The sequence below is a fragment of the Haloarcula sp. H-GB5 genome, assembly GCF_054850705.1.
Genome location: NZ_JBTWBG010000003.1, coordinates 1 through 21,893 on the forward strand (window position 1 = coordinate 1; position 21,893 = coordinate 21,893).

General features: G+C 62.2%; 23 protein-coding genes. 14 read left to right on the forward strand and 9 right to left on the reverse strand.

The annotated features are described in order from the left end of the window. Positions 1 to 293, forward strand: a 293-nt coding sequence (locus ACYJ11_RS15565) for a helical membrane plugin domain-containing protein (protein ID WP_461648453.1), incomplete at its 5' end; no start/stop codon positions are given. 34 nt (positions 294 to 327) lie between these two features. Here ACYJ11_RS15565 and ACYJ11_RS15570 read toward each other — a convergent pair. Together ACYJ11_RS15570 and ACYJ11_RS15575 are read right to left on the reverse strand one after the other, a co-directional pair. Continuing rightward, a complete protein-coding gene (locus tag ACYJ11_RS15570) occupies positions 328 to 915 on the reverse strand; it encodes a DsrE/DsrF/DrsH-like family protein (RefSeq protein ID WP_188978373.1) in 588 nt (195 codons plus the stop codon). Positions 916 to 917: 2 nt separating this feature from the next. Further along, on the reverse strand, positions 918 to 1,163 hold the full coding sequence (locus ACYJ11_RS15575) for a sulfurtransferase TusA family protein (RefSeq protein ID WP_188978370.1): 246 nt from the start codon (positions 1,161 to 1,163) through the stop codon (positions 918 to 920). 248 nt (positions 1,164 to 1,411) lie between these two features. On the opposite strand from ACYJ11_RS15575, the gene ACYJ11_RS15580 reads away from it, so the two are divergent. The 7 genes from ACYJ11_RS15580 (at position 1,412) to ACYJ11_RS15610 (ending at position 8,200) form a co-directional block, all read left to right on the forward strand. Beyond that, positions 1,412 to 2,653 carry an MBL fold metallo-hydrolase gene (locus tag ACYJ11_RS15580; protein WP_461648454.1) on the forward strand — a complete coding sequence of 414 codons (1,242 nt, stop codon included), beginning with the start codon at positions 1,412 to 1,414 and terminating at the stop codon, positions 2,651 to 2,653. 8 nt (positions 2,654 to 2,661) lie between these two features. Beyond that, entirely contained in the window at positions 2,662 to 3,153 is a 492-nt protein-coding gene (locus ACYJ11_RS15585) for a YeeE/YedE family protein (RefSeq protein ID WP_004594654.1), read from the forward strand. A gap of 67 nt (positions 3,154 to 3,220) precedes the next feature. Then, positions 3,221 to 3,682: a YeeE/YedE family protein gene (locus ACYJ11_RS15590; protein WP_461648455.1), complete on the forward strand. Its 462-nt coding sequence runs from the start codon at positions 3,221 to 3,223 to the stop codon at positions 3,680 to 3,682. 143 nt (positions 3,683 to 3,825) lie between these two features. Beyond that, positions 3,826 to 4,230, forward strand: a complete 405-nt coding sequence (locus tag ACYJ11_RS15595) for a helix-turn-helix domain-containing protein (RefSeq protein ID WP_004594652.1) — start codon at positions 3,826 to 3,828, stop codon at positions 4,228 to 4,230. A gap of 390 nt (positions 4,231 to 4,620) precedes the next feature. Beyond that, positions 4,621 to 6,048 carry a dihydrolipoyl dehydrogenase gene (locus tag ACYJ11_RS15600; RefSeq protein WP_461648456.1) on the forward strand — a complete coding sequence of 476 codons (1,428 nt, stop codon included), beginning with the start codon at positions 4,621 to 4,623 and terminating at the stop codon, positions 6,046 to 6,048. A gap of 183 nt (positions 6,049 to 6,231) precedes the next feature. Further along, positions 6,232 to 6,588, forward strand: coding sequence for a DsrE family protein (locus tag ACYJ11_RS15605; RefSeq protein ID WP_170098754.1), 357 nt, complete (start codon positions 6,232 to 6,234; stop codon positions 6,586 to 6,588). 190 nt (positions 6,589 to 6,778) lie between these two features. Further along, entirely contained in the window at positions 6,779 to 8,200 is a 1,422-nt protein-coding gene (locus tag ACYJ11_RS15610; protein ID WP_461648457.1) for an FAD-dependent oxidoreductase, read from the forward strand. A gap of 17 nt (positions 8,201 to 8,217) precedes the next feature. On the opposite strand, the gene ACYJ11_RS15615 is transcribed toward ACYJ11_RS15610, so the two are convergent. From ACYJ11_RS15615 to ACYJ11_RS15630, 4 genes are all read right to left on the reverse strand, one after another. Next, positions 8,218 to 10,803 (reverse strand): calcium-translocating P-type ATPase, PMCA-type, encoded by a 2,586-nt coding sequence (locus ACYJ11_RS15615; RefSeq protein ID WP_461648458.1) that lies wholly within the window; start codon positions 10,801 to 10,803, stop codon positions 8,218 to 8,220. 222 nt (positions 10,804 to 11,025) lie between these two features. Continuing rightward, positions 11,026 to 11,460, reverse strand: a complete 435-nt coding sequence (locus ACYJ11_RS15620; RefSeq protein ID WP_461648459.1) for a pyridoxamine 5'-phosphate oxidase family protein — start codon at positions 11,458 to 11,460, stop codon at positions 11,026 to 11,028. Positions 11,461 to 11,583: 123 nt separating this feature from the next. Beyond that, positions 11,584 to 12,483 carry a universal stress protein gene (locus ACYJ11_RS15625; RefSeq protein ID WP_461648460.1) on the reverse strand — a complete coding sequence of 300 codons (900 nt, stop codon included), beginning with the start codon at positions 12,481 to 12,483 and terminating at the stop codon, positions 11,584 to 11,586. A 297-nt stretch (positions 12,484 to 12,780) separates the two neighbouring features. Next, complete coding sequence (locus ACYJ11_RS15630; protein ID WP_461648461.1) at positions 12,781 to 12,984, reverse strand: hypothetical protein; 204 nt, start codon at positions 12,982 to 12,984, stop codon at positions 12,781 to 12,783. A gap of 169 nt (positions 12,985 to 13,153) precedes the next feature. Here ACYJ11_RS15630 and ACYJ11_RS15635 point away from each other — a divergent pair, with 169 nt between their 5' ends. From ACYJ11_RS15635 to ACYJ11_RS15655, 5 genes are all read left to right on the forward strand, one after another. Further along, on the forward strand, positions 13,154 to 13,633 hold the full coding sequence (locus ACYJ11_RS15635) for a pyridoxamine 5'-phosphate oxidase family protein (RefSeq protein WP_461648462.1): 480 nt from the start codon (positions 13,154 to 13,156) through the stop codon (positions 13,631 to 13,633). Between the two features lie 166 nt (positions 13,634 to 13,799). Beyond that, positions 13,800 to 14,222, forward strand: a complete 423-nt coding sequence (locus ACYJ11_RS15640; RefSeq protein ID WP_461648463.1) for a universal stress protein — start codon at positions 13,800 to 13,802, stop codon at positions 14,220 to 14,222. Positions 14,223 to 14,409: 187 nt separating this feature from the next. Continuing rightward, positions 14,410 to 14,685: a DUF7471 family protein gene (locus ACYJ11_RS15645; RefSeq protein ID WP_461648464.1), complete on the forward strand. Its 276-nt coding sequence runs from the start codon at positions 14,410 to 14,412 to the stop codon at positions 14,683 to 14,685. A 58-nt stretch (positions 14,686 to 14,743) separates the two neighbouring features. Then, a complete protein-coding gene (locus ACYJ11_RS15650; protein WP_461648465.1) occupies positions 14,744 to 15,304 on the forward strand; it encodes a nitrous oxide reductase accessory protein NosL in 561 nt (186 codons plus the stop codon). Between the two features lie 70 nt (positions 15,305 to 15,374). Further along, positions 15,375 to 15,902, forward strand: a complete 528-nt coding sequence (locus ACYJ11_RS15655) for a winged helix-turn-helix transcriptional regulator (protein WP_188978346.1) — start codon at positions 15,375 to 15,377, stop codon at positions 15,900 to 15,902. Between the two features lies 1 nt (position 15,903). Here the strand turns inward: ACYJ11_RS15655 and ACYJ11_RS15660 are convergent, their stop codons facing one another. The 3 genes from ACYJ11_RS15660 to ACYJ11_RS15670 are packed head-to-tail and all read right to left on the reverse strand — an operon-like array spanning position 15,904 to position 19,348. After that, positions 15,904 to 16,716, reverse strand: coding sequence for an ABC transporter permease (locus ACYJ11_RS15660; RefSeq protein WP_188978344.1), 813 nt, complete (start codon positions 16,714 to 16,716; stop codon positions 15,904 to 15,906). After that, entirely contained in the window at positions 16,713 to 17,438 is a 726-nt protein-coding gene (locus ACYJ11_RS15665) for an ABC transporter ATP-binding protein (protein ID WP_170098767.1), read from the reverse strand. The genes ACYJ11_RS15660 and ACYJ11_RS15665 overlap by 4 nt, the downstream gene beginning before the upstream one ends. Continuing rightward, positions 17,435 to 19,348, reverse strand: a complete 1,914-nt coding sequence (locus ACYJ11_RS15670) for a NosD domain-containing protein (protein ID WP_461648466.1) — start codon at positions 19,346 to 19,348, stop codon at positions 17,435 to 17,437. Before ACYJ11_RS15670 ends, ACYJ11_RS15665 begins: the two co-directional genes overlap by 4 nt. Before the next feature lie 197 nt (positions 19,349 to 19,545). Between ACYJ11_RS15670 and fdhF the strand changes: the two genes are divergently transcribed. Further along, positions 19,546 to 21,612: a formate dehydrogenase subunit alpha gene (fdhF, locus tag ACYJ11_RS15675; RefSeq protein ID WP_461648467.1), complete on the forward strand. Its 2,067-nt coding sequence runs from the start codon at positions 19,546 to 19,548 to the stop codon at positions 21,610 to 21,612. Positions 21,613 to 21,893 lie beyond the last annotated feature (281 nt).

The following is a 21,893-nucleotide window of genomic DNA, read 5'->3' on the forward strand; positions in this document are numbered from 1 at the left end:
ACGTCGGCTCGCTGGCAACCGCCGCACTCGACGACGAGATGGTCACCTCGCTGGCTGGCACAGGTGCCGCGCTCGGCGAAGTCGCACAGACGGCAGCAGACGACGACACCCGTGACGGTATCGAGACGCTACTGGCGGGCCTCGGTGAAGCGGAGCGCGATCCGCCCGAGCCGGTCGGCCCCATCGGATTGCTTCGCGGGCTACGCGACCCGGACGTCCAGTACGGGCTGGGCTACTTGCTGGCGCTTGCCGGCGCAGTCGGCCGTGAGCGCGCCGAGGGGAAAGCAGAATAGTTGGCCACCTGAGACCTTTGCGCGATTAGTCGTTTCAGACGAGGAGTTGGATATCGGCGTCAGCCATGTCCTGCAGTGCTGTCGCAGCGCCGACGCCGGTGGTGACGCCGTCGTAGAAGTCGGCCTCGTCGTAGTCCATCAGGTCGATGGTCATCTGACAGGCCTGGAACTCTACGCCCATGTCGAGGCTCGTCTCGATGAGTTCCTCGATAGTGGCGGTGTCGTTGTCCGCGATTTTCTTCTCCATCATCTTCGTCGTCACGCGGTCCATGCCGGGGAGCGCGGCGACGGCGTTCGGCACGGGCATATTCGGGTTCCCCACGGAGCTCAGCTTGAGGTTTTTCGAGCGCTCCTCGTGGAGGATGTCCAGCCCCCAGAACGTGTGGAAGACGGTCACCTCGTACCCGAACGCGGCCGCAGTGCTTGCCAGGATGAGCGGCGGATACGCCATGTCGAGTGTCCCCTTCGTCGCGATGATGCTCATCTTCTTTGCGTCGTCCGCACTGGTTGCCTCGTCGAGCGCGTCTTCCAGTTCGTCGACGCGGGCGGCCAGCTCCGCGCGCGATGGCGGATCATCGGAGGGAGCATCGTCGGATGGCGCGTCTGGTGTGTCCGTGCTCATCGTTACTCCGTCTTGCGCACGTAGTGCTTGTACACGTCGTCGCCCTCCTCCTGATCGACGAGCTCGACGCCCTCGGTGCCGGCGGCCCAGCCGTCGATGTCGCTCATGCTTCCCGGGTCAGTCGCCAGTACTTCGAGGACGTCGCCGGTGTCGAGGTCGTCGGTAGCCGACTTCGTCTTCACCACTGGCATGGGACACGATGCGCCTTTCACGTCGAGCGTCTCCGCGATGTCAAATTCAGCGTTCATTGGTTATTTGCTCCGTTAGATTGTCTTGGAGCTATCGCACAATACCATCCGGTCAAGTAAAAGATTGTTGGTTCTTGGGTTTTAGGCAAACAACTGTCGCCCCACATATACGGCGATGATCGTTTCAAAGCCCATTATAGGCCGTTTTGGGCACCTGCATAGATTGAATCGGCAAATAGTATTGTTTAGTATTTGCACTACTATGCAAATGCTTTTGTGTATCCGCCCGGTAGAAACGAGTGCACAACATGAACGCTGACGACTTTCCGACACCGGACGTTGACGTGGAATCGACTGATCCGGAATCGCTCAAAAACCGCATCGACGCCGGTGAGGACGTAATGCTCCTCGACGCGCGCATGCAATCTGATTACGACGAGTGGCGCATCGACGGCGAGAACGTCACGTCGATCAACGTCCCGTACTTCGAGTTCCTCGAGGACGACATCGACGAGGGGGTCCTGGACCGGGTCCCCGACGACCGCGAAGTGACCGTCCTGTGCGCGAAAGGCGGCGCAAGCGAGTACGTCGCAGGCACACTCGCGGAACACGGCTACGACGTCAACCATCTCGAAGACGGCATGAACGGGTGGGCAAGTATCTACGAGGCCGTCGAGGTCGAACGCTACGACGGCGCCGGCACGCTCCTGCAGTACCAGCGGCCGTCCTCGGGTTGTCTCGGCTATCTCCTCTACAACGACGGCGAGGCCGCTATCATCGACCCGCTGCGGGCGTTCACCGACCGCTACCTCGAAGATGCCGCCGACCTCGGCGTCGACCTGCAGTACGCGCTCGATACGCATATCCACGCCGATCACATCTCCGGCGTTCGCGACCTCGACGCGGAAGGCGTCGAGGGCGTCATTCCAGAGGCTGCCGTCGACCGCGGCGTCACCTACGCCGCGGAGCAAAGCTCCACGAGCCCTGCCTCGCAAGCTCGGCAGGACGCCGACGGCCTGACGACCGCCGAAGACGGCGACACGTTCGACGTCGGCGACGCGACTATCGAGACAGTCTCCACGCCCGGCCATACGACCGGGATGACCTCCTACCTTGTCGACGGGAGCCTGCTCGCAACCGGCGACGGGCTCTTCATCGAGAGCGTCGCTCGCCCCGACCTCGAAGAGGGCGACGAGGGCGCGCCCGAAGCCGCACGCATGCTCTACGAGTCCCTTCAACAGCGCGTGCTACCCCTGCCCGACGACACGCTCGTCGGCGGTGCGCACTTCAGCGACGCCGCCGAGCCCGCCGAGGACGGTACCTTTACCGCACCAATCGGTGAGCTCGTCGAAGAAATGGACGCGCTCACCATGGACGAGGACGCGTTCGTCGAGCTCGTCCTCTCGGATATGCCGCCGCGACCGGCCAACTACGAGGAGATCATCGCGACGAACCTCGGGCAGAACGCCGTCGACGACGAGGAAGCGTTCACGCTGGAACTCGGGCCGAACAACTGCGCCGCTAGCCAGGAATCCCTTGCGGGTGACTAACCACGCCAATGGTGATTGAGGCACTCCCACTGCAGGTAACCGCCGAACTGTTTCCGAACGGCATCAGTCGCTACGCCGTCGGTGGCTTGCTAGTCGGGCTCGGGACTGTCGTCATCTATCTCGGCACCGGCATCAGCGCCGGCGCGAGTACGTTCCTGGAGTCGACGCTGTCGTACGTCTCGGACCGGTCCCGGTTCCAGCAGTACGTCAGTTCCCGTGACTGGCGCGTCGTGTTCACGCTCGGTATCATCCTCGGGGCGGCCGTGTACGCGGTCGTCTATCAGGGCGGCGCATGGACCACCGACGTCCAGCCGTGGCGACTCCTCCTCGGTGGGCTATTCGTCGGTATCGGAACACGCGTCGGGAAAGGCTGTACGTCGGGCCACGGCGTCTGTGGCGTCGGCTCAGCGTCGAAAACGTCGATTATCGGCGTCCTGACGTTCCTTGCAGTCGCCATCATCACTGCACAACTGGTTTCCGCACTGGGGGTGAGTCCGTGAGCTGCGAGAGTCGAGCGGAGCGAGAGTCTCGAAACAAGCGAACGGGAGCGACCCGGGGGAGGGACACGTGAGCGACGACCGCCACCCCGCGTTCATGCCGCTGATTCTCGTCGGCGGCCTCGTCTTCGGGTTCGGACTCGCGTACAGCCACATGGCGCGCCCGGAAGTCGTTCTGGATTTCCTCCAGTTCGAGGACTTCGGGCTGGTGTTCGTGATGTTCGGCGGCGCTGCCGTGACGGGCGTGACCTTCTTCCTCGCGCCCCGCCTCCTCGGCCGCGCGCCGCTGACTGGCGATACCTTCGAACGGCGTCTGAAGCCCTTCGACCGGAACGTCCTAGTCGGCGGTGCCATCTTCGGCGTCGGCTGGGGACTGTCCGGCATCTGTCCGGGGGCCGCCTACGCGAGCCTCGGTATCGGCAACGTCACTATCCTCTGGGCGCTCGCCGGGATGTTCATCGGCGCGTATCTCCAAGGCTACTGGCGAACCCGGAGCGAGACTCGCGAGACAGCCGCGACGGGCGCAGACTAGCCGTTCGGTGTGGTCTGTAGCAGGTATATTATGAACGCGCTCATCCGTCCGTCAGAGGGCAGTTTTTGCCGGATCGTGCGTGCATTTGTGTGAACCGTACACAAGTCTTATTACCGCGTAGCGGCTACGAACAGGTGATAACGATGCCAGATTCGATGTCTGAACAGCTCCGCCGGGATATGCAGTGTGAGGGGCTGTTGGAATGTTTCCACGGGCTCAAAGAACTCGACAAAGAATGCTTTCGGGCGCTCGTCGAGGCTGACGAACCACTGACCGTCGACGAACTCGCCGACGCGGTCGACCGCGAGCGCTCGACTGCATATCGCGCCGTCCAGCGGCTCCTCCAGACGGGATTCATCGAGAAGGACCAGATCAACTACGACCAGGGCGGCTACTACCACGTCTACTCGCCGACGGACCCGTCACAGATCGCAGACGAGATGCAGCGGATGCTCAACGACTGGTACGCGAAGATGGGCCAACTGATTCAGGAGTTCGAGAACAAGTACGAACAGTCCGACACTTCAGCCCCTACTGCCGAAAGCTAACGCCGCCGTCTTCTCTCAATTCCCCTTTGTCACTCCTGGGCCGAGCGGATTTCTGCCGGTGGTCGGATGGTTGTCACTATTTTCATCAGACGAGTAGTATTGTACACTATTGTATTTGTTATACAATATTATTTCCACTCACGTCGGCATAGCTGATAATCGACCAGCTCCAGTTCGCTCGCGGCGACTGTACGCCTTCGTCCGACAGTACGACCACAGCCGAGGGAGATTCTACGTGTGCGAGTGATTACTGCTTTGCATTCTCAGCAGGCAGACGCTGTGAGACGGTTCCGGATCGACGATTGAGGAACAGTGCTTCCCACTCGTCGGTTAGTATGTGGGGAACATTTCCGCGGACCGTTCATATTGCTGGACGGTGACAGGGCTCATATGAACGAGGTTGATTTCCTGGTCATCGGCTCCGGGTCCGGGTTAGACGTGGCAAACGCCGCCGCGAACCAGGGGCAATCGGTCGCGGTCGTCGAGAAAGGTCCCCTCGGCGGGACGTGTCTCAACCGTGGCTGTATCCCTTCGAAGCGGTTGTTGTATCACGCCGACGTGCTGGAGACCGTCGAGCGCGCCGACGAGTTCGATATCGATGCCGAAGTCAGCGGTGTCGACTTCGCCGAAATCGTCCGCAAGGTCAACGAGGACGTAGAATCGGACTCAGAGTCGATCCGGGAGGGGCTTCGCTCCTCGTCGCGCCACGACCTCTACGAGGGCGAGGGCCGGTTCGTCGACGACCGGACCGTCGAGGTCGTCAGCGGTGCGGACGAGGGCGCACAGGTCCGGGCCGAGACGGTGCTCATCGCCGCCGGGACGCGGCCCTCGGTTCCAGACATAGACGGTATCGACGACGTGGATTTCCTGACGAGTACAGAGGCCCTCCAGCTACAGTCCCCGCCGGATCACCTCGTCATCATCGGCGGCGGCTACATCGCGGCCGAACTCGGGCACTTCTTCGGGACGTTCGGAAGCGACGTGACTATTATCGGACGGCGACCGAACCTCTTGCCCGAGGCCGACGAGGAGATAGCCGAGGCCTTCACAGAGCGGTACGCTGACCGTTTTACCGTCCACACCGGTCACGCGGCCACCGCTGCTTCAGAGAGCAACGGCACGGTCACCGTCGAGGCGAATCCATACGAGTACGGCGACGACGGCGGGGTACAGGATGCGGGTGGCGTGACCGTCTCCGGGGACGAACTGCTCGTCGCTGCGGGGCGCAGGCCGAACACAGACACTTTGAACCTCGACGTGACGGGTGTCGAGACGGACGACCGCGGCTTCGTCGAAACCGATGAGTACCTGCGGACGGCCGCCGACGGCGTCTGGGCGCTGGGCGATATCGTCGGGGAGTACCTGCTGAAACACAGCGCGAACCACGAGGCACAGACCGTCGCCCGCAACCTCTTCGGCGACGACCTCGAACCCGTTGATTACACCGCGATGCCGTTCGCCGTCTTCGCCTCCCCCGAAGTGGCTGGCGTCGGCGCGCGCGAAGAGGAACTCAGAAACGCCGGGCGCGAGTTCGCGACGCGAACGTACCAGTTTGACCAGACCGCTCGCGGGAGTGCGATGAAAGCCGACGGCTTCCTGAAGGCACTCATCGACCTCGACGGAAAGATACTGGGCTGTCACATCATGGGTCCAGAAGCGTCGAACCTCATTCAGGAGGTCGTCGTGGCGATGAAAACCGGATCGGGAACGGTACAGGATATCCGCGAGTCCGTCCACATCCATCCCGCGCTCTCGGAAGTCGTACAGCGGGGGTTCTCCGGGCAGTTCAGCCGGGGGGACAGCGGCCACTCACACTGAGCGGGTCGGTCGCTAAGGGCTAGTCCGCATCGTACACCCGTCCATAGTGTCTGTAGACGACACCCCGTATTTCGGCCCATTCACTGCCCGACTGGCTCTGATTTATAAACACTTGGTGCGAGTCCAGCGCCGTCGCACGCACCCCATCGTAATATATTGGCGGGTGTTCTATTACAGTACGTAATGACGAAAGCAGCCATCATCATCCTCGCAGGGACAGAGGGACACGAGAATCTCGGCCGACTCGCAAACGGGCTCGAAGCCGCAAAGGAGTTCGCGGAGAACGACGAAGACGACCTCGAACTCATCTTCGATGGGGCCGGAACGCAGTGGATTCCGGAACTCGAAGACGAGGACAGCGACTACCATGAACTGTACCAGACCGTCAAGGACGACACGGCCGTCTGTGACTACTGTTCCAGTGCGTTCGGCGTCGAAGACGCCGTCGCCGACTCCGGGCTCGTCACGCTGGACGAGCACGACGGCCACCCGAGCATTCGCTCGCTTGTCGACGACGACTACGAGATCATCACGTTCTAATCCCGACGACAGTTCCGTTTGGCCGCCCGTAGCGAAACACGACACGGCTGTATCCAAGGCCCTGCGCGCCCTTCGCAAGAGCCACCAGCCGGCTACGTCGAATTCGTCCCGGACACGATTATTAGCAGTAACTCACGGAGTTACCTGTCCCTCACTCAATCATAAGTACCGTAGCGGCGCAACGGACAGTATGACGGACCCGTTCGTAGTCATCGGCGGCGACGCAGCCGGGCTGAGCGCCGCAAGCAAATTCGCTCGCGGGGCACCGGACCGTGACGTGATTGTCTTCGAAAAGGGCAAGTGGGTGTCATATGCCCACTGCGGGACGCCCTACTACGTCAAAGGGACTGTCGAGCGACTAACGGACCTCCTCTCGCTGTCGCCCGAACAGGCGGCCGAACGGGGGATCGACCTCCGTCGGAACCACGAGGTCGTCAGCGTCGACACCGACGCCGAGGCAGTCACCGTCACCCACGACGGCGAGACGTTCAGCCAGCCATACAGCGACCTGCTGGTCGCGACGGGCGCACACGCGGTGACCGGGCCGATACCGGGGGCGGAACTCGACGGCGCGTTCACGATGCACGGGCTCGATTCGGCCGCCGCGGTCCGCGCCGCGCTCTCCAAGCCCGGCGACTCTGCCGTCGACACGAGTATCGAATACGTCGATACGACGCTCGTCGAAAAGTACACAGAGTGGAAGCCACCGGAGCGAGTCGCCATCGTCGGCGGCGGCTACGTCGGCGTGGAGATGGCCGAGGCGTTCCGGGCTCACGACATCGAGACACACCTCTTCCAGCGATCGGGCCACCTCCTGCCGCCGTTCGGCGAAGCAGTCGGCGAACGCGTTGCCGACCACCTCCGGGAACAGGGCGTGACACTGCATCTGAACACCGCCGTCGAGGAACTCGCCGGCGACGAACACGGGCACGTCGCGTCGGTTGCACACGGCGACGGCACGACCGATGTGGACCTCGCGCTGGTCGGTATCGGCATCCGGCCGAACACAACCCTCGTCTCGGACACGCCAGTCGAACTCGGAGCCTCCGGTGCGATAGCGGTCAACGAGTACGGGGCGACGAGCGTCGACAGGGTCTACGCCGCCGGAGACTGCGCCGAGGACAGCCACGCCGTGACCGGCAAGCCTGACTGGGTGCCGCTCGGACTGACCGCGAACCGGGCCGGCCGCGCAATCGGGCAGACCGTCGCCGGCGACCCCTCGCCCGTCGGAAACATCGCCGGGACAGCCGTCGTGAAGGCGTTCGACCTTGAATGCGGTCGCGTCGGCCTCCTCGACCACGAGCAGGCCAGCGCGAACGGCTTCGACCCGGTATCAAAAACAGTCACGGCCGGCTCCCGGTCAGGGTACTACCCCGGCGGCGACGACACCGACGTGACGCTGGTCGCAGACCGGAAGAGTGGTCGCCTGCTGGGCGGCGCAATCGTCGGGGCAGACCGGGCAGCGATACGTATCGACACGCTCGCGACGGCCATCGAGGCAGACATGACCATCGACGAACTCGAACGACTGGACCTGGCGTACGCACCGCCGTTTAGCCCCGTCTGGGACCCGGTGCTGGTCGCCGCGAAAGTACTCAACGGACAGCTCTAGGGACACCGCCCGGAGCGTCACAGGCGCTTCACTCCGCTGGCGACAGCGAGGTACAACGGCAGGGCAAGCAGGAGGCCACCACCAAGCAACCCCCAATCAGTGAGTCCGAGCGGGACCGTCCCGAAGTAGACGTTGAGAGGGGTGTACAGCACAGCGAGTTGCAGGAGTATCGACCCGCCCACTGCGGACGCTAGCCACCGATTGGATAGCGTCGGTGTCTCCCGGAGCCAGCGGATCACGTACAGTTTCTCGAATTCGAGGAACACGAACCCGGTGAACACCATCGTCATCGCGTAGGGCGTGACTGCGGGTGCGCCGGCAAGCGTGGCCAGTAGCAGTCCGAGCATCACAATTATCGAGATTACACCGGTCCCCCCGATGAGCCCCAGCATATCACGGTCGATGATTCCCCGATTCGGGTCTCTGGGCGGTCGCTGCATCACGTCATCGCTTTTGGGATCGGCCCCGAGCGCGAGTGCTGGCAGACCGTCGGTCAGGAGATTAATCCACAGCAACTGGACCGCCGGCAGGACGAGGTAGCCAAAGAGCGAAGCGATAAAGACGATGGCGACTTCGGCCACGTTGGCACTCAGCAGGTAGCCGACGAACTTCCAGACGTTGTCGAAAATCGCCCGTCCGCGTTCGATTGCCCGCTCGATCGTCGCGTAGTTATCGTCCAGCAAAATAACGTCGCTAGCCTGTTTGGCCACGTCAGTTCCGCGGACGCCCATCGCGACGCCGATATCGGCGTTCTTCAGCGCCGGTGCGTCGTTGACTCCGTCGCCTGTCATTGCGACGGTGTGACCGTTTGCCTGCAACGCCTGCAGGATCCGGACCTTGTGCTCCGGGGACGTGCGTGCGAACACGTCCACAGACTCGACACGGTCACGGAGCACTTCATCGGAGTAGTCCTCGACGTCGCGGCCTTCCATCACGCGCTGGCCTAATCCGAGTTCGCCGGCAATGGCTGCGGCGGTCCTGACGTTGTCACCGGTGACCATCTTCACGCCAACGCCTGCACGCTCGGTCGCCGCGATAGCGTCGGCGACCTCCTCGCGGGCCGGGTCGATCATGCCGACCAGCCCGGCGAAGATCAGGTCGTCACTGACATCGTCGGCCTCGCCGGTCGTATCATCGCGTTCGACCACGTCGGCATCTTCTGTGTACGCCACTGCGAGTACCCTGAGTGCGTCGTCAGCGAACGCCCCGACTTGCTCCCTGATCTGCTCGGCTCCGTCAGGCGTCAGGTCCGCCGGTCCGGCATCGGTGAGGACACGGGCGCACTTCGAGAGAATTACTTCAGGTGCGCCTTTCACGTAGACCGTGTCACCGTGAACAGTACCCATCCACTTGCGCTCCGACGAGAACGGGATCTCGTCCGTTCTCGGGTGCTCTTCACGGAGGCGTTCGACGTCGATTCCGGACTCATCAGCCGCCGTGACGATGGCCTGCTCCGTCGGATCGCCCTCTTCGAGCGTCGCATCGCTACATAGTGTCCCCGCACAGAGCACCGTGGCAACGCGGTCCGGTAGGGTCTCCCCGTTCATCTCGTCACTGTCGACAACAGCGTCGTTGACCCAGAGCCGACTGACCGACATTCGCCCCTCGGTCAGCGTCCCGGTCTTGTCCGTACAGATGACATCGACGGACCCCAGCGCCTCGACGGCGGGCAAGCGCCGCACGAGCGCGTTCTCGTCGGCCATCTTCCGAACACCGAGGGCCAGCGTTAGCGTCACAACCGCTGGCAATCCCTCGGGAACGGCGGCTACGGCGAGCGATATCGCGGTGAGTGCCGCCTGAACCAGTTCGGTCCCCTGGAAGACGAGGAGCGGAACCACAAGCACAGCGAGGATCATCACGCCGACGCCGAGCGTCCGCCCGAGCGTGTCGAGTTCGGTCTGTAGCGGTGTGTCGGTCTCCGCTGTGTCCGCGAGTTGTCGGGCGATGGACCCAACCTCGGTGTCCATCCCAGTTGTCGTGAGGACGGCAATAGCCGAACCGCGCGTGACGTTCGTCCCCTTGTACACCATCGATTCGCGCTCCGCAAGCGGTGCATCGGGGGCCACCGGATCGGTTCCCTTCGAGACCGGCGTACTCTCACCGGTGAGTGCTGCTTCGTCTACCTCCAGAGACTGACAGTCAATCACTCGACCGTCGGCTGGAACGACGTCGCCGCTCTCCAGTTCGATAACATCGCCCGGAACGAGTTCGGTCGCGTCGACCTCGACGGACTGTCCGTCGCGCCTGACTGTCGCGGTTGGAGCGGTCAGTTCCCGCAATGATTCGAGTGTGCCCTCTGCGCGGTAGTCCTGAACGAAGCCGAACAGGCCGTTCCCGACCACAATCACGGCGATCAGTACTGCGTCGATAGCGTTGCCCGCCCACACGGACAGTATCGCGGCCGCGACGAGAACCCAAATAAGGGCGCTATCGAACTGGGCGACAGCGATGTCGAGCGGTGTCCGTTCGCTCCCCTGCGTTATTTCGTTCTCTCCGTGTCTGTCGCGCCGAGCTCGGGCCTCTGCCGGCGATATTCCATCGCGCTCGCTGTCAAGCCCCGAAAGAACGTCGGTAGTTGGTTGCGTGTGGGCGGCTTCGGGCATGGAAGTCTGATCTGCCGCTATGTTGATATATGTTTGTCTCCACAGTACGGCGGTTCTTCCTTGAGCCGCTGGTTTCGACAGTTGAGGAGACGTATCGGACTCGTGATAACCGCACCCCTAATGAGTGGACAAGCGGAGATCCGAGGCGCAGATGTGAGCGTCGTATCCCGGGATCTGGTAATAGACTAGCGATGAGCGAGTACTGTCACGAACCGTCCCGCGTTAGGGTTCGGTCCGTCCCGTCAGGTCATCTGGCACGAGACGGTAGAATTCGAAGGTCACTTCGCGGAGCGGGCGTTCGAAGATATCGATCAGCGGAATTTCGACGTGTTCGAGTCCTTCTAGCGTTTCCGTCTCGATTCCCTCCCGTTCGACGTCTTCGAGCCGACCGCTGGCGACCACACTCTGCCACCCCGTATCCGTCTCGCGATACGTCACAAAGGTCGCCGAGCGGTCGCTGAGTTCGCCCTTCGACTTCTCCGTCCCAACAGCCAACCGGAAATAGAAGGTGGTGTTCGGCGTGTCGTACCCATACGAAACCGGAACCGAATATGGCGGTGCGTCGCCGGCAGCGAGCGAGAGGACGCCCGTCCCCCCGTTGTCCAGAAACGCGTCCCGTTCCTCGTCGGTCAATGTAACCGGGTTGTCCGCGGACATAGTTAGTGTCACGTCAGGAATAACAATAAGTGCACGGTCGCATCGCATCTGACTGTTGCCCTGCCGAGGAGACGGCAGAGACCGTACTCGGTCGGGCGCAAACAGACCAGACCGCGTGTTCTGTCATTCGTCGACGCGCTGGTCTCGGGCGTTGACTGCGAGTACAGGCATGTCGGCGTGTCTGATGATTCGTTCTGTCGTGCTTCCCATGAGGAACCGATTGAGACCGGTCCGACCGGCTGTTCCCATAGCGATCAGATCGATGTCGTTCTCCTCAGCGTACTCAAGAATATCTGCTGCCGGGAATCCACTGACGACCCGTGTGACAGTTTCCACTCCGGATTCGCGTGCTCGTGCCGCAATCCGCTCAGTCACTGTCTCCCCTTGCGATTCCAGGGACTCGATCAGGTCTTTCGGCAGCGTGTATTCGGAGCCGGTTGCGATATTGCTGAGATTGACGACGTTCAAAGCGTGAATGCGGGCGTCGAACTGCGCTGCAATCTCGCACGCGGGCTCAACTGCAGCCGCTGCGGGTGCGCTTCCGTCCGTCGGAACGAGGATATCGCCGTAGGGAGCAGTATCGCGGCTCCGGTCGGTTGCACGGACGGTGAGAACAGGGACATCGGCCTGCCGAACGACGCTCTCTGTCACGCTCCCGGCGAGATATCTCCCGACGCCTGTGCGGCCGTGTGTTCCCATAGCAATCATGTCCACATCGTGATCGTCGCGGTATGCGCAAATCTCGTCAACTGGATCCCCCGTGCGGATAGTCGTCTGTATCGCTCCGGCGGCGTCCACTGCGTCTGTAATAGCCGCGATTGTGTCTTCGGCGTCGGCCGTCATGCGGTCAAGTGTCTCGTCTTCGAGATCGTCACCGCTGAATGGCCCGCCGGCTGGTCTCGTATCGATGACAGCTATGACGTGCAGGCTCGCGCTGAACGCACGGGACAGGGCTGCCCCGTGCTCGGCGGCCCGGGTCGCGTGTTCGCTGCCGTCAGTCGGGATCAGAATTGAATTGAACATTGCTGTGTTTACGAATTGTTGCTGTCAGTAAATAAACTGCAGTCGCGATTCTCACGCTATTAGAAATCCAGCGGCTGAGATCGGCGTCTCGAATATTTTGACTGCGTTACCGGTAGTACTCGTCGGCGTATCTCCCAGAGTATGAGGGGTGGGCGTAACAATTGTACAGTTATTACCAGATTCTATTAGAGATATATTCGTTTGAAAGCGACATGAGAGCTGTTACTGACTGTCCTACTGAAGGGCTTCAGTAGACTACTGTGGACCACCACTGGTTTGCGCCTCTTCCGCCTCGCCCTAGCCACCGGCATCAACTATGCTGAAGAGTTCGCGCCAGTTTTCCTCGTCTTCACTTTCGGGGAGCTGGCTGCGGAGGGCGTAAAACTCAGCGGCCGGGACTACTGTATGCATCAGGTCAACAACGACGCGTTCGTGGGACGCTACGTCCGACGGTTCAGCCCTTTCTATTTCGGCGAGCGTCGACGAACTACGTCCAGTCAAACCGCTGGCCGTGGTCGTGGACGGCGCCGGTCATATACCGCTTAAGCCTGATTCCGGAGAGATGACAGTATCTGTAGTGTGATCAGCCACTCCCTCAGAGAGGTCCGCTCTACTTTTTTTATCGTGGGGTTGCATTCGTGATACGTAACTGGATGATCAGACGCGACCTATGACAATCGACCAATTAGAAGAGTACGGACTCGAACAGATGGACGACGAAGCGATTCGGGAATTCCTCGCGACACACTCGACCGGAGTCTTGGGGCTGCCGACGACAGACGTCCCGTATCTGCTGCCGTTATCGTACGGCTTTGATGACGGAGCATGCCTCTATTTCACCTACCTCCTCGGCGAATCAAGCCGGAAAGCCGAACTGACTGAGCGGGCCGGCCGTGGCCGGTTTCTCGTCTATGACATCGACACCCAGTTTGAGTGGCAGAGCGTGATGCTTGCCGGCGATATCAGCAGTGTGCCGGAGGACGACTGGTCGGATATCACGGCGATGACACAGAACGCCTGGCGACCCAACACGCTCCAAGCGGCCATCACCTCCGGCGGGGTCGCACTCTACGAGTTCGAGATAACAGATCTCGCCGGTATCCGACAAACCGGACTGGCACCCGACTTCCGGGAGAACATCGAACCGTGACTGTGGCTGGCCTGTGACAGGAAACGGCGCTTAAGCGATTGAAAATACGGTATTTTAGCAAAATCCGACTGATTGCGCTGTGGCTGCTCACCATACATAACAATAGATTATCGGTGTTTGAGAATGGTCAGCGGATTGAAATAGTATGGCGACCAGCTCCTCTAGTATGTACGACACAATTGTGGTTGCGACCGACGGCAGTGCTGACGCGAACCGCGCAGCGACACACGCGCTCGAACAGGCCGAGCAACACGGTGCCGAGCTTCACGCAGTCTTTGTTGTCGATACGGATCAACACGCTGAGCCAGCACTGAGCAGCATAGAGCTGGAAACTATCGAGATCGAGGAATGGGGGAACAAAGAGCTCACGGAAATCGCTGAGAGAGGCGACGGACTCGATGTCGAGGTCACCACTCGGTGCTGTCACGGGAAACCGTATGTGGAGATTATCAGCTATGCTGACGAAGTCGACGCCGACCTGATCGTGCTCGGATACCACGGCCATTCCCACAGCAAAGGCGACCAGATCGGAAGTGTGACCGACCGAGTTGTCCAGAACGCGGGACGCCCGGTACTGGTGGCTACCTGAGTGAGTGACACAGAGACCTTTCAGACGAGCATACACCGGAGAAGCTGTCTCGGAGCACTCACCTCGGCGTTAAGATTCGGGCACGACAGCGACCGCGACCGAAACCGATTCCAGTGCAACCGCCCGAAACGTGACCTGAGAGATGTTCCAACCGACGGCTGACTGGATTAGTCCTGGTCAATCCGCAATGTTGATTGCCGTGCTGGGACTCGCTACGCTTGGAACGGTGGCGCTGTTTTTTGTCGCGGCGGCCAGTACACACCGACGCCGGTCGCGGCCGTACGTTCTGTTGACTGTCGCTATCGGGTTGCTGGTCCTTCGGTCGGTGGTCGGCATCGGGACTGTCCTCGGGGCTGTCCCGATGGTAGTACATCACCTCACCGAACACGGGTTCGATTTCCTCATCGCGCTGCTGGTGCTGAGTGCGATCTATTCGGTTTCGCCGCCGAGCGTCCCCGACTGACCGGCGTTTCGACGGTCACACCATGAACCATTTGATGTCGTCTATTGTATTATCTAGTATGTCTGACTATGCACCAGCCCTGACACGCCGGCAGTTCGTCGTCGGGACCGCGACAGTCGTGTCGCTCTCGGGGTGTCTGGGGGCCAGTGAGGAGATAGAACCGGTCAGTATCGAAAGCGGCCAGAACTGTGACCAGTGTGGGATGGTCATCGACCAGCACCCGGGACCAACCGGTCAAACGTACTACCAGGACAACACGCCCGAGGGACACGACCCGCCGGCACGGTTCTGCAGTACGACCTGTACGTATCGGCACCGGTTCGCCAAAGAACAGTCGGGGTGGACGCCGGCGGAGACGTTCCTGACCGACTACAGTACAACTGACTACGAAACCCAGACCGACGGGGGCAAGACCATCATCTCCCGACATCTGGGACGAGAAACCTTCGCTTCGACTGAAACTCTCACCGTCGTCGCGAGTTCCGACGTGGAAGGCGCGATGGGAACCGCTATCGTTCCATTTAGCGACAGCGCGGACGCCGAGTCGTTCGCCGAAGAGTACGGCGGCCAGACCCTCCCTGCCGAGGACATAACCCGAGAACTGGTGGGTGGAATGTAAGCGAGTTCCCGCGGAGTGAGAACGTCCGATACCCTGTTGTCCCGGAGGCTGGAAAGCCGTACTGAAGACTATGTCCACGGTTACTGAGCAAGTGCGTTCCCACGTCGAGTCCAAACCGGGAGTCCATTTCAACGCGCTTGCAGCGGATCTCGATATCGCGACTGGGCAGGCACAGTATCACCTGCGGAAACTACGCCGTGCCGGCGACGTCGTCGCCGAGGAGGTTCAGGGCAAAACGCACTATTACAGCCAGGAGTACGGTCCCTGGGAGCGACGTGTGCTCGCGTTTGCCCGGCGAGAGACTGCGCGGACGATTCTCCTGCATCTGCTGGAAGCGGAGTCCCTGTCGGCAGACGAACTGACCGACCGGCTGGGAGTCGCCCGGAGTACGGTCTCCTGGCACGTTTCTGCACTGGCTGACGCAGAGATACTCGAAAAATCGTATGGCGAACGGGGGCGTGTCGTCGTCGCTCTGACCGACCCGGACGAGACGCGGCGGCTGCTCTCGGCGGTCCGTCCGTCGCTCACGGACCGTCTCATCGACCGGTTCACGCGGCTGGTCGACGATGGGCTCGCGGCCGCAACGGATGACGGCTGACTCAGGCCGCATCCGTCGCAAGCATCGCCCCCACGAATGTGAGTCCCCACCAGAACAGGAGCGAGAGGGCGGCGACCCACGTCGGGACGAACGCTGACCGACCCGGAACAGCGACGTACAGAACCTGATTGAACACGAGTCCGCGGTAGGCTCCCGCCGGGGTCATAGCGAGCGCACCGCCGAGTGTGCTCGTGGTGACACCGCTATCGAGCCCCGCGAACACCGCCAAGTCGCCTCCGACGGTGATGACAAGCAGTCCAGCGAGTGCGAGCACGAGCGCTCGGCCCCGACTGCCGGCGAGCGCCGACAGCAAGAACGCGATAGTCAGCGACGAGAGCGCGTACAGGCCCGTCAGCGCGATGAATCGGATGAACAGGAACGGCGAGTCGACGCCGCGATGGCTCGCGAACACCGTTGTCTCCGGACCCGCGGTCGTCGCCACGTTGATACCCAAGGCCAGCAACGGGACGACGACAATAGTGAGCAACAGCAGGGCACGACCCGCGTACACCCCGCCGACGTACGACCACGTCGAGAGTGGGTAAGTGTCGAGTATATCGAGTTCTCCCCGGACGGCAGGGTCGGCGATCGCGCGATAGCCGACCGCAAAAGCAAGCGTCGGCACGAGTACTTCGACCGCAACGAGCGTGTCGACGACAGTGGGGACGTAGCCGCCGGCGGGGCCGCCACCGGCATAGGCGAGGCCGAACAGGACAATCCCCGTGACCACACCGAGCGCGATGTAGGTGCGTGTCCTGACTGCACTCTGTACCTCTCGGACGAAGACCGTCCAGAACCGGTTGCTCTCCGTCATGCCTGCTCCCCCTCCGGAGCGGCGATAGTGGCTCTGTCCTGTTCCAGGAGCGCCGTGAACGTCTCGTGGAGCGGCCCGCCGGTCTGTTCCCGGAGCGATTCGACCGATCCGGTTCGGACGAGGCGACCGGATTCGAGGACCACCAGTCGGTCAGCCGTCTCCTCGACGAGCGGCAGTTCGTGCGAGCAGAGAACCACAGCGCGACCGGCGTCGGCAATCGACTCGACGATATCGAATATCAACCGACTCATTGCCGGATCGAGGCCGCTCGCCGGTTCGTCGAGCATCACGATCGGCGGGTCACCGGCCAGTGCCTGTGCGATTCCCAGGAGACGCGTCATCCCCCCGGAGAGTCCTGATACGGGACGGGCAGCGACTTCTTCGAGGCCGACACGTTCGAGCAGTCGGTCTGGATCGTCGTCGACGAGGTCCGCGTAGAATGCGGCAGTCTCCCGAACGCTAAACCCGGGCCGGAAAGTCGGCCGCTGTGGCAGGTAGCCCAGTTGGCGTTGGGCCTCAGGCCCGCCGTACGAGAGGGTGCCGCTGGTCGGCCGCTCGACGCCCAGAAGCACGCGCAGGAGCGTCGTTTTCCCCGAGCCGTTCGGGCCGATGAACCCGGTCACGGCGTCGGAGGGCACGTCGAGTGACACCTCCGAGACGGCTGTCACATCGCCGTATTTTTTCGTGATATCGTCCGCCGTGAGGTACGTCTCGCCAGTCATGACGCCCCCACACTCGATGTCTCGTTTCGAAGGCGCTCGACAGTCTCGGGATTCGCAGGGTCTGTTAGGGGTGCCCTGTCGACAATGCTTCCCCGGCGAAAGCCGGGCGTGGTTCCGCGGAGCGCCCGGAGACCCCGGACACTCGGTGCCGACCTGAGGACGACCGCAGCGTCGGTCTGATGGAGACGGCGGTCGACAGAATCAGTGGGCGAGTAGGACTGGGCCAACACCGGGGCAGCCCCGCCAGTAAGGTCGTACGCACCGCTCCAGTAGTTCCCCCGACCTTCGTGCGTGTACACGCGTAGCGGTCCCGGTCCTGAGATGGCGTGGCGGTCGTTCGCGATGAAATCGTTCTCGGTGACGATGTTCGACGGGACGACTGTCGACGCCCGCACGCCGATGTCATTCCCGTAGAGGACGTTGTGCTCGTATAGGGACCGGTCGGCGTTTGTCGACATTGCCTGAGTAGTGTCGACTACCACGTTGTGTGCAATATAGCTCCGGGAGCCGGCTAACATGACGCCGCTGCCGGAGTGGCGTACGTCGTTCCCGACGATGGCGTTCGCCATAGGGTTCGTCATGACGACGACGCCGGCGTACTCCTGTCCTCGGGCGACGTTGTCCGCGACAAGCGCCCGGGAGGTGTACATCAGGTGGACGCCGAAGCGGTTGTCCCGGAACGTATTGTTCCGAACAGCGGTCCCGTCGGCTCGGTGGAGGTACACGCCGTCACGCCCGCCGTTGAAGACCGAATCCTGCACGACGATCGACCCGTGCATCCCGATCACGCCCATGAATCCGTCCTGCCAGTCTGCCGTCCCGTTGACCGTGCTGTTCTCGACGACCGCTCCGGGTGTCCGCCGCAGAACGACGCCGCTTGCGGGCGTCTCGACGGTGAGGTTCGCGACGTAGAGCTCGGACGCGTTTCGACCGGTCACGGCGGCGTCGCTGTTGCCGTAGGCGGTCGTGACGGTGGCGTCCCAGGCGCTATCGTTGCTCTGCGTTGGGTCGCCGACCGTCGTGTTTCCGACGCCGACGATGTCGAACCCGGTGACACCGACCCGGTCGGCGGTCACTGTCACGACTGTGCCGTTGCCACCCCCGTCGAGCGTCGCTCCGGGACCGCTGAGGGTGAGTGGCTTGTCTATCGTCACCTGCTCCTCGTACGTGCCGGCCGGGACGACGACCGTCGTGTTCGGCGGGGCCGCATCAACAGCCGCCTGAACCGTCGGGGCATCGGTTCCGACTTCGACCGAGACGGGCCGATTTCGCCGCTGTCGTGCCGCCAGTACGGTGGCGTTCGTATCGTTTCGCCGCGGACCGACCTGCTCTCGGACTGCTGCCGCCTGTTCGAGGTCGAACGAGTGTCCCTTGAGACCCTCCCAATCGATGACTCGGCCGCCACAGCTATCGGCGAATGCTTCTGCGTCGTCCCGGTCGGCGAACGGCACAACCGCCGGTCCGGATGGCACCCGCGCTGAGCCGTCGACGACGTAGTGGGCCTGATTGGCTTCGACCCAGTCCGGCGGTGTGGCGGTCCGGAGCGAGCCATCGTCGCCGCATCTGACCGGCCGGTCACTGTAGTCGGAAACGTACACTACGAGTGGGTACCCGAACTGCTGCTCGTGCCCCGGTTCCGTGAGTGCTGTCACAGCCTGATCGATGCCAACGTAGCCGACAACGTAGCGGTACTGTGAGTAGAAGACCTGCGCCCGCGGAACACTGATACTCCGGTTCTGGGCGATCTGTTCGTCGGCCATCGTGATGCCACGTTGGACAGTGTTATCGAACGCCACTGGTTCGGGGCGGGCACTGGTTGTATCGACGGCGAACGACGTAGCGAGAACCAGTGTACTGAGAACTACTGCGAGTAGCGCAAAGAACTGCACAGTCGTCAGGGCTGGTCGCATCTATCGGCACTACGAGTGGTGCCCCATTACAGTATGTGGTGTACCTCTCGAAACTGCCAGCACACCCACACACGGTCTGCCATGCCGGAAGCCAGCCCTGACGCTGTTCGGGAGCCATCGTATTGCTCCACTCATAAACCCGCCTACGTTTTACCGATGGACTACTTGTAGCTGCAATCCTATCATTCAATGTACAAATGGGCACCAACCAGGACCGAAACCCCCGGGCCGAGCAGACTGTCTGTCCGTACTGTGGCGTTGGCTGTACGATACAGTACGCGGGCAACGGGAAGGCGACCGGCACAGCGGGGCCAGTGAACACGAAAGGAGAGATCTGTCCAAAGGGCGGGGCCGCGTACGACGTGGTCGAACACGAAGATCGGTTGACCGAGCCACTCGTCCGTGAGAACGGGCGTTTCGCCACTGCACCCTGGGAGGCCGCCCTGTCTCGCGTGACCGACCGACTCACGGAAATCATCGACCAGCACGGGCCGGACGCCGTCGAGTTCTTCGCATCATCGAACTGCACGAACGAGGAAAATTACGTGTTTCAAAAGATCGCGCGGATGCTCGGCACCAACAACGTCGACAACTGCGCTCGCCTCTGTCATTCGTCGACAGTCGCCGCGATGAGCGAGCGGTTCGGTGCCGGGGCGATGACGAACACGCTCGATGACCTCGCGGAAACCGACTGTCTGCTCGTCACTGGGGCGAACCCGGCTGAACAGCATCCTGTCATTTTTCGTTCGTACTTCTTACCGGCAATTCGCAACGGAACAACACTCATCCATATCGACCCGCGCGAGACAGACACGACCAATGCTGCCGACATCCACCTCGACGTCCGTCCTGGATACGATATCCAGCTCCTCAATTCGATGGCGAAGGTCATCCTCGACGAGGGGCTCGTCGACGAGTCCTTTGTCGAGGAACGGACGACCGGCTACGCGGACCTGACAGCACACCTTGACGATGTCGACGTCGGGTCGGGTGCCGACGTGGCCGGCGTCGACACGGAAACCGTTCGGGAAGCGGCCCGAGCGTACGCGGAGGCCGATAGAGCGGCAATCATCACCGGGATGGGAATGAGCCAGCACGCGTGCGGGACCGACAACGTCCACGCGCTGTTGAACCTCGCGCTGCTGACCGGTAACGTCGGCCGCCCAGGCACCGGCGTGAACCCGCTCCGTGGCCAGAACAACGTGCAGGGGGCCGGCGACGTTGGCGCACTTCCCAGCGTGCTCCCCGGCTACGAACCCGTTACGGACCCGGATGCCCGACAGCGAGTCGCAGACGAGTGGGGCGTCGAGCCGCCGAGCGAACCCGGCCTGACGGAGACGACTGCGACACACCAGTTCGGTGACGAAATCAAGGCTGCGGTCGTGTTCGGCGAGAACCCGGCTGTCACGGAGCCAAACGCTACCTCTGTCGGGGCCGGCTTCGACGAGCTCGATTTCTGTGTCGTCATCGACCTCTTCGAGACTGCAACCGTCGACCACGCCGATGTCGTGCTCCCCGGAAGCAGTTGGGCAGAGAAAGCGGGGACCGTGACCAACACGGATCGGCGGGTGATGCGGATGCGGCCGAACGCTGATCTGCCCGGGAACGCACGCCGTGACCTCGATATCCTCACGGACCTCGGTCAGCGGCTGGTCGGCCAGTCGGACGCGTTCGACTACGACGGACCGGAAGCGGTTTTCGAAGAGCTAACGCGAGCCAATCCGCTGTACGCCGGGATGAGTTACGACGGCATCGGTGATAGCTACCAGCGGTGGCCGTTCCCGGCGGACGCCGATTCCGGAACCGACGTTCTCCATACGGAGACGTTCGCGTCGGGCGAGCAAACCGCATCGCTGGCCCCAGTCTCGCCGACGCCGCCGGCCGATGCCGTCACCGGGGAGCAACTCGTTCTCACGACGGGGCGCGTGCTCCAGCACTTCAACAGCGGCGCACTCACTCGACGGTCGGAGACGCTCATGCGAATGCGCGGGGAAGATGTCCTCGAGATCCACCCGGACGATGCCGCCGCTCGCGGTATCGAGGACGGCGATACGGTCGTCGTCGAGAACGACCGTGGCAGCGTGACAGTGTCGGCGGCTGTGACGGCGACCATTCGGCCCGGAGTCGTGTTCTGTACGTTCCACTATCTGGACCCGCTCGCAAACGCCCTGACCGGTGACTCGCTCGATCCCGTCGCCGAGATTCCAGAGTACAAGCATTCGGCAGTGGAAGTGCGAACGCCAGCGGCTACCACACAAGAGTAGGGGGGAGCCGGGGAAACTCCAGTGACGGTTGAGAAGGTCGAACTGATACGTTCCGGCGGCAGTATGCAGTTCGGCACTGCAACGCGACCGACTCTTGCCAGAACCGTCTCTCTACCTGCGTCCGTATTTCAACGGACGACGTCAGCGGACGCCGAGCATCTCTTGGCAGTCAATACGGCGATGAGATGAGTGGCTACTGGTCTACTTACGCTGCGTGCAGTCGCAGGCAGATAAGGCTCCCCAGCGTGCAAACGGACCGGTTGACCGCCGTGAGAGACCAT

Coding starts and splice junctions, on each gene's coding strand:
- ACYJ11_RS15570 (WP_188978373.1), bottom strand. CDS start 915: ATGAGCACGGACACACCAGACGCGCCATCCGACGATGCTCCCTCCGAT.
- ACYJ11_RS15575 (WP_188978370.1), bottom strand. CDS start 1,163: ATGAACGCTGAATTTGACATCGCGGAGACGCTCGACGTGAAAGGCGCA.
- ACYJ11_RS15580 (WP_461648454.1), top strand. CDS start 1,412: ATGAACGCTGACGACTTTCCGACACCGGACGTTGACGTGGAATCGACT.
- ACYJ11_RS15585 (WP_004594654.1), top strand. CDS start 2,662: ATGGTGATTGAGGCACTCCCACTGCAGGTAACCGCCGAACTGTTTCCG.
- ACYJ11_RS15595 (WP_004594652.1), top strand. CDS start 3,826: ATGCCAGATTCGATGTCTGAACAGCTCCGCCGGGATATGCAGTGTGAG.
- ACYJ11_RS15600 (WP_461648456.1), top strand. CDS start 4,621: ATGAACGAGGTTGATTTCCTGGTCATCGGCTCCGGGTCCGGGTTAGAC.
- ACYJ11_RS15605 (WP_170098754.1), top strand. CDS start 6,232: ATGACGAAAGCAGCCATCATCATCCTCGCAGGGACAGAGGGACACGAG.
- ACYJ11_RS15610 (WP_461648457.1), top strand. CDS start 6,779: ATGACGGACCCGTTCGTAGTCATCGGCGGCGACGCAGCCGGGCTGAGC.
- ACYJ11_RS15615 (WP_461648458.1), bottom strand. CDS start 10,803: ATGCCCGAAGCCGCCCACACGCAACCAACTACCGACGTTCTTTCGGGG.
- ACYJ11_RS15620 (WP_461648459.1), bottom strand. CDS start 11,460: ATGTCCGCGGACAACCCGGTTACATTGACCGACGAGGAACGGGACGCG.
- ACYJ11_RS15625 (WP_461648460.1), bottom strand. CDS start 12,483: ATGTTCAATTCAATTCTGATCCCGACTGACGGCAGCGAACACGCGACC.
- ACYJ11_RS15635 (WP_461648462.1), top strand. CDS start 13,154: ATGACAATCGACCAATTAGAAGAGTACGGACTCGAACAGATGGACGAC.
- ACYJ11_RS15640 (WP_461648463.1), top strand. CDS start 13,800: ATGTACGACACAATTGTGGTTGCGACCGACGGCAGTGCTGACGCGAAC.
- ACYJ11_RS15645 (WP_461648464.1), top strand. CDS start 14,410: ATGTTGATTGCCGTGCTGGGACTCGCTACGCTTGGAACGGTGGCGCTG.
- ACYJ11_RS15650 (WP_461648465.1), top strand. CDS start 14,744: ATGTCTGACTATGCACCAGCCCTGACACGCCGGCAGTTCGTCGTCGGG.
- ACYJ11_RS15655 (WP_188978346.1), top strand. CDS start 15,375: ATGTCCACGGTTACTGAGCAAGTGCGTTCCCACGTCGAGTCCAAACCG.
- ACYJ11_RS15660 (WP_188978344.1), bottom strand. CDS start 16,716: ATGACGGAGAGCAACCGGTTCTGGACGGTCTTCGTCCGAGAGGTACAG.
- ACYJ11_RS15665 (WP_170098767.1), bottom strand. CDS start 17,438: ATGACTGGCGAGACGTACCTCACGGCGGACGATATCACGAAAAAATAC.
- ACYJ11_RS15670 (WP_461648466.1), bottom strand. CDS start 19,348: ATGCGACCAGCCCTGACGACTGTGCAGTTCTTTGCGCTACTCGCAGTA.
- fdhF (WP_461648467.1), top strand. CDS start 19,546: ATGGGCACCAACCAGGACCGAAACCCCCGGGCCGAGCAGACTGTCTGT.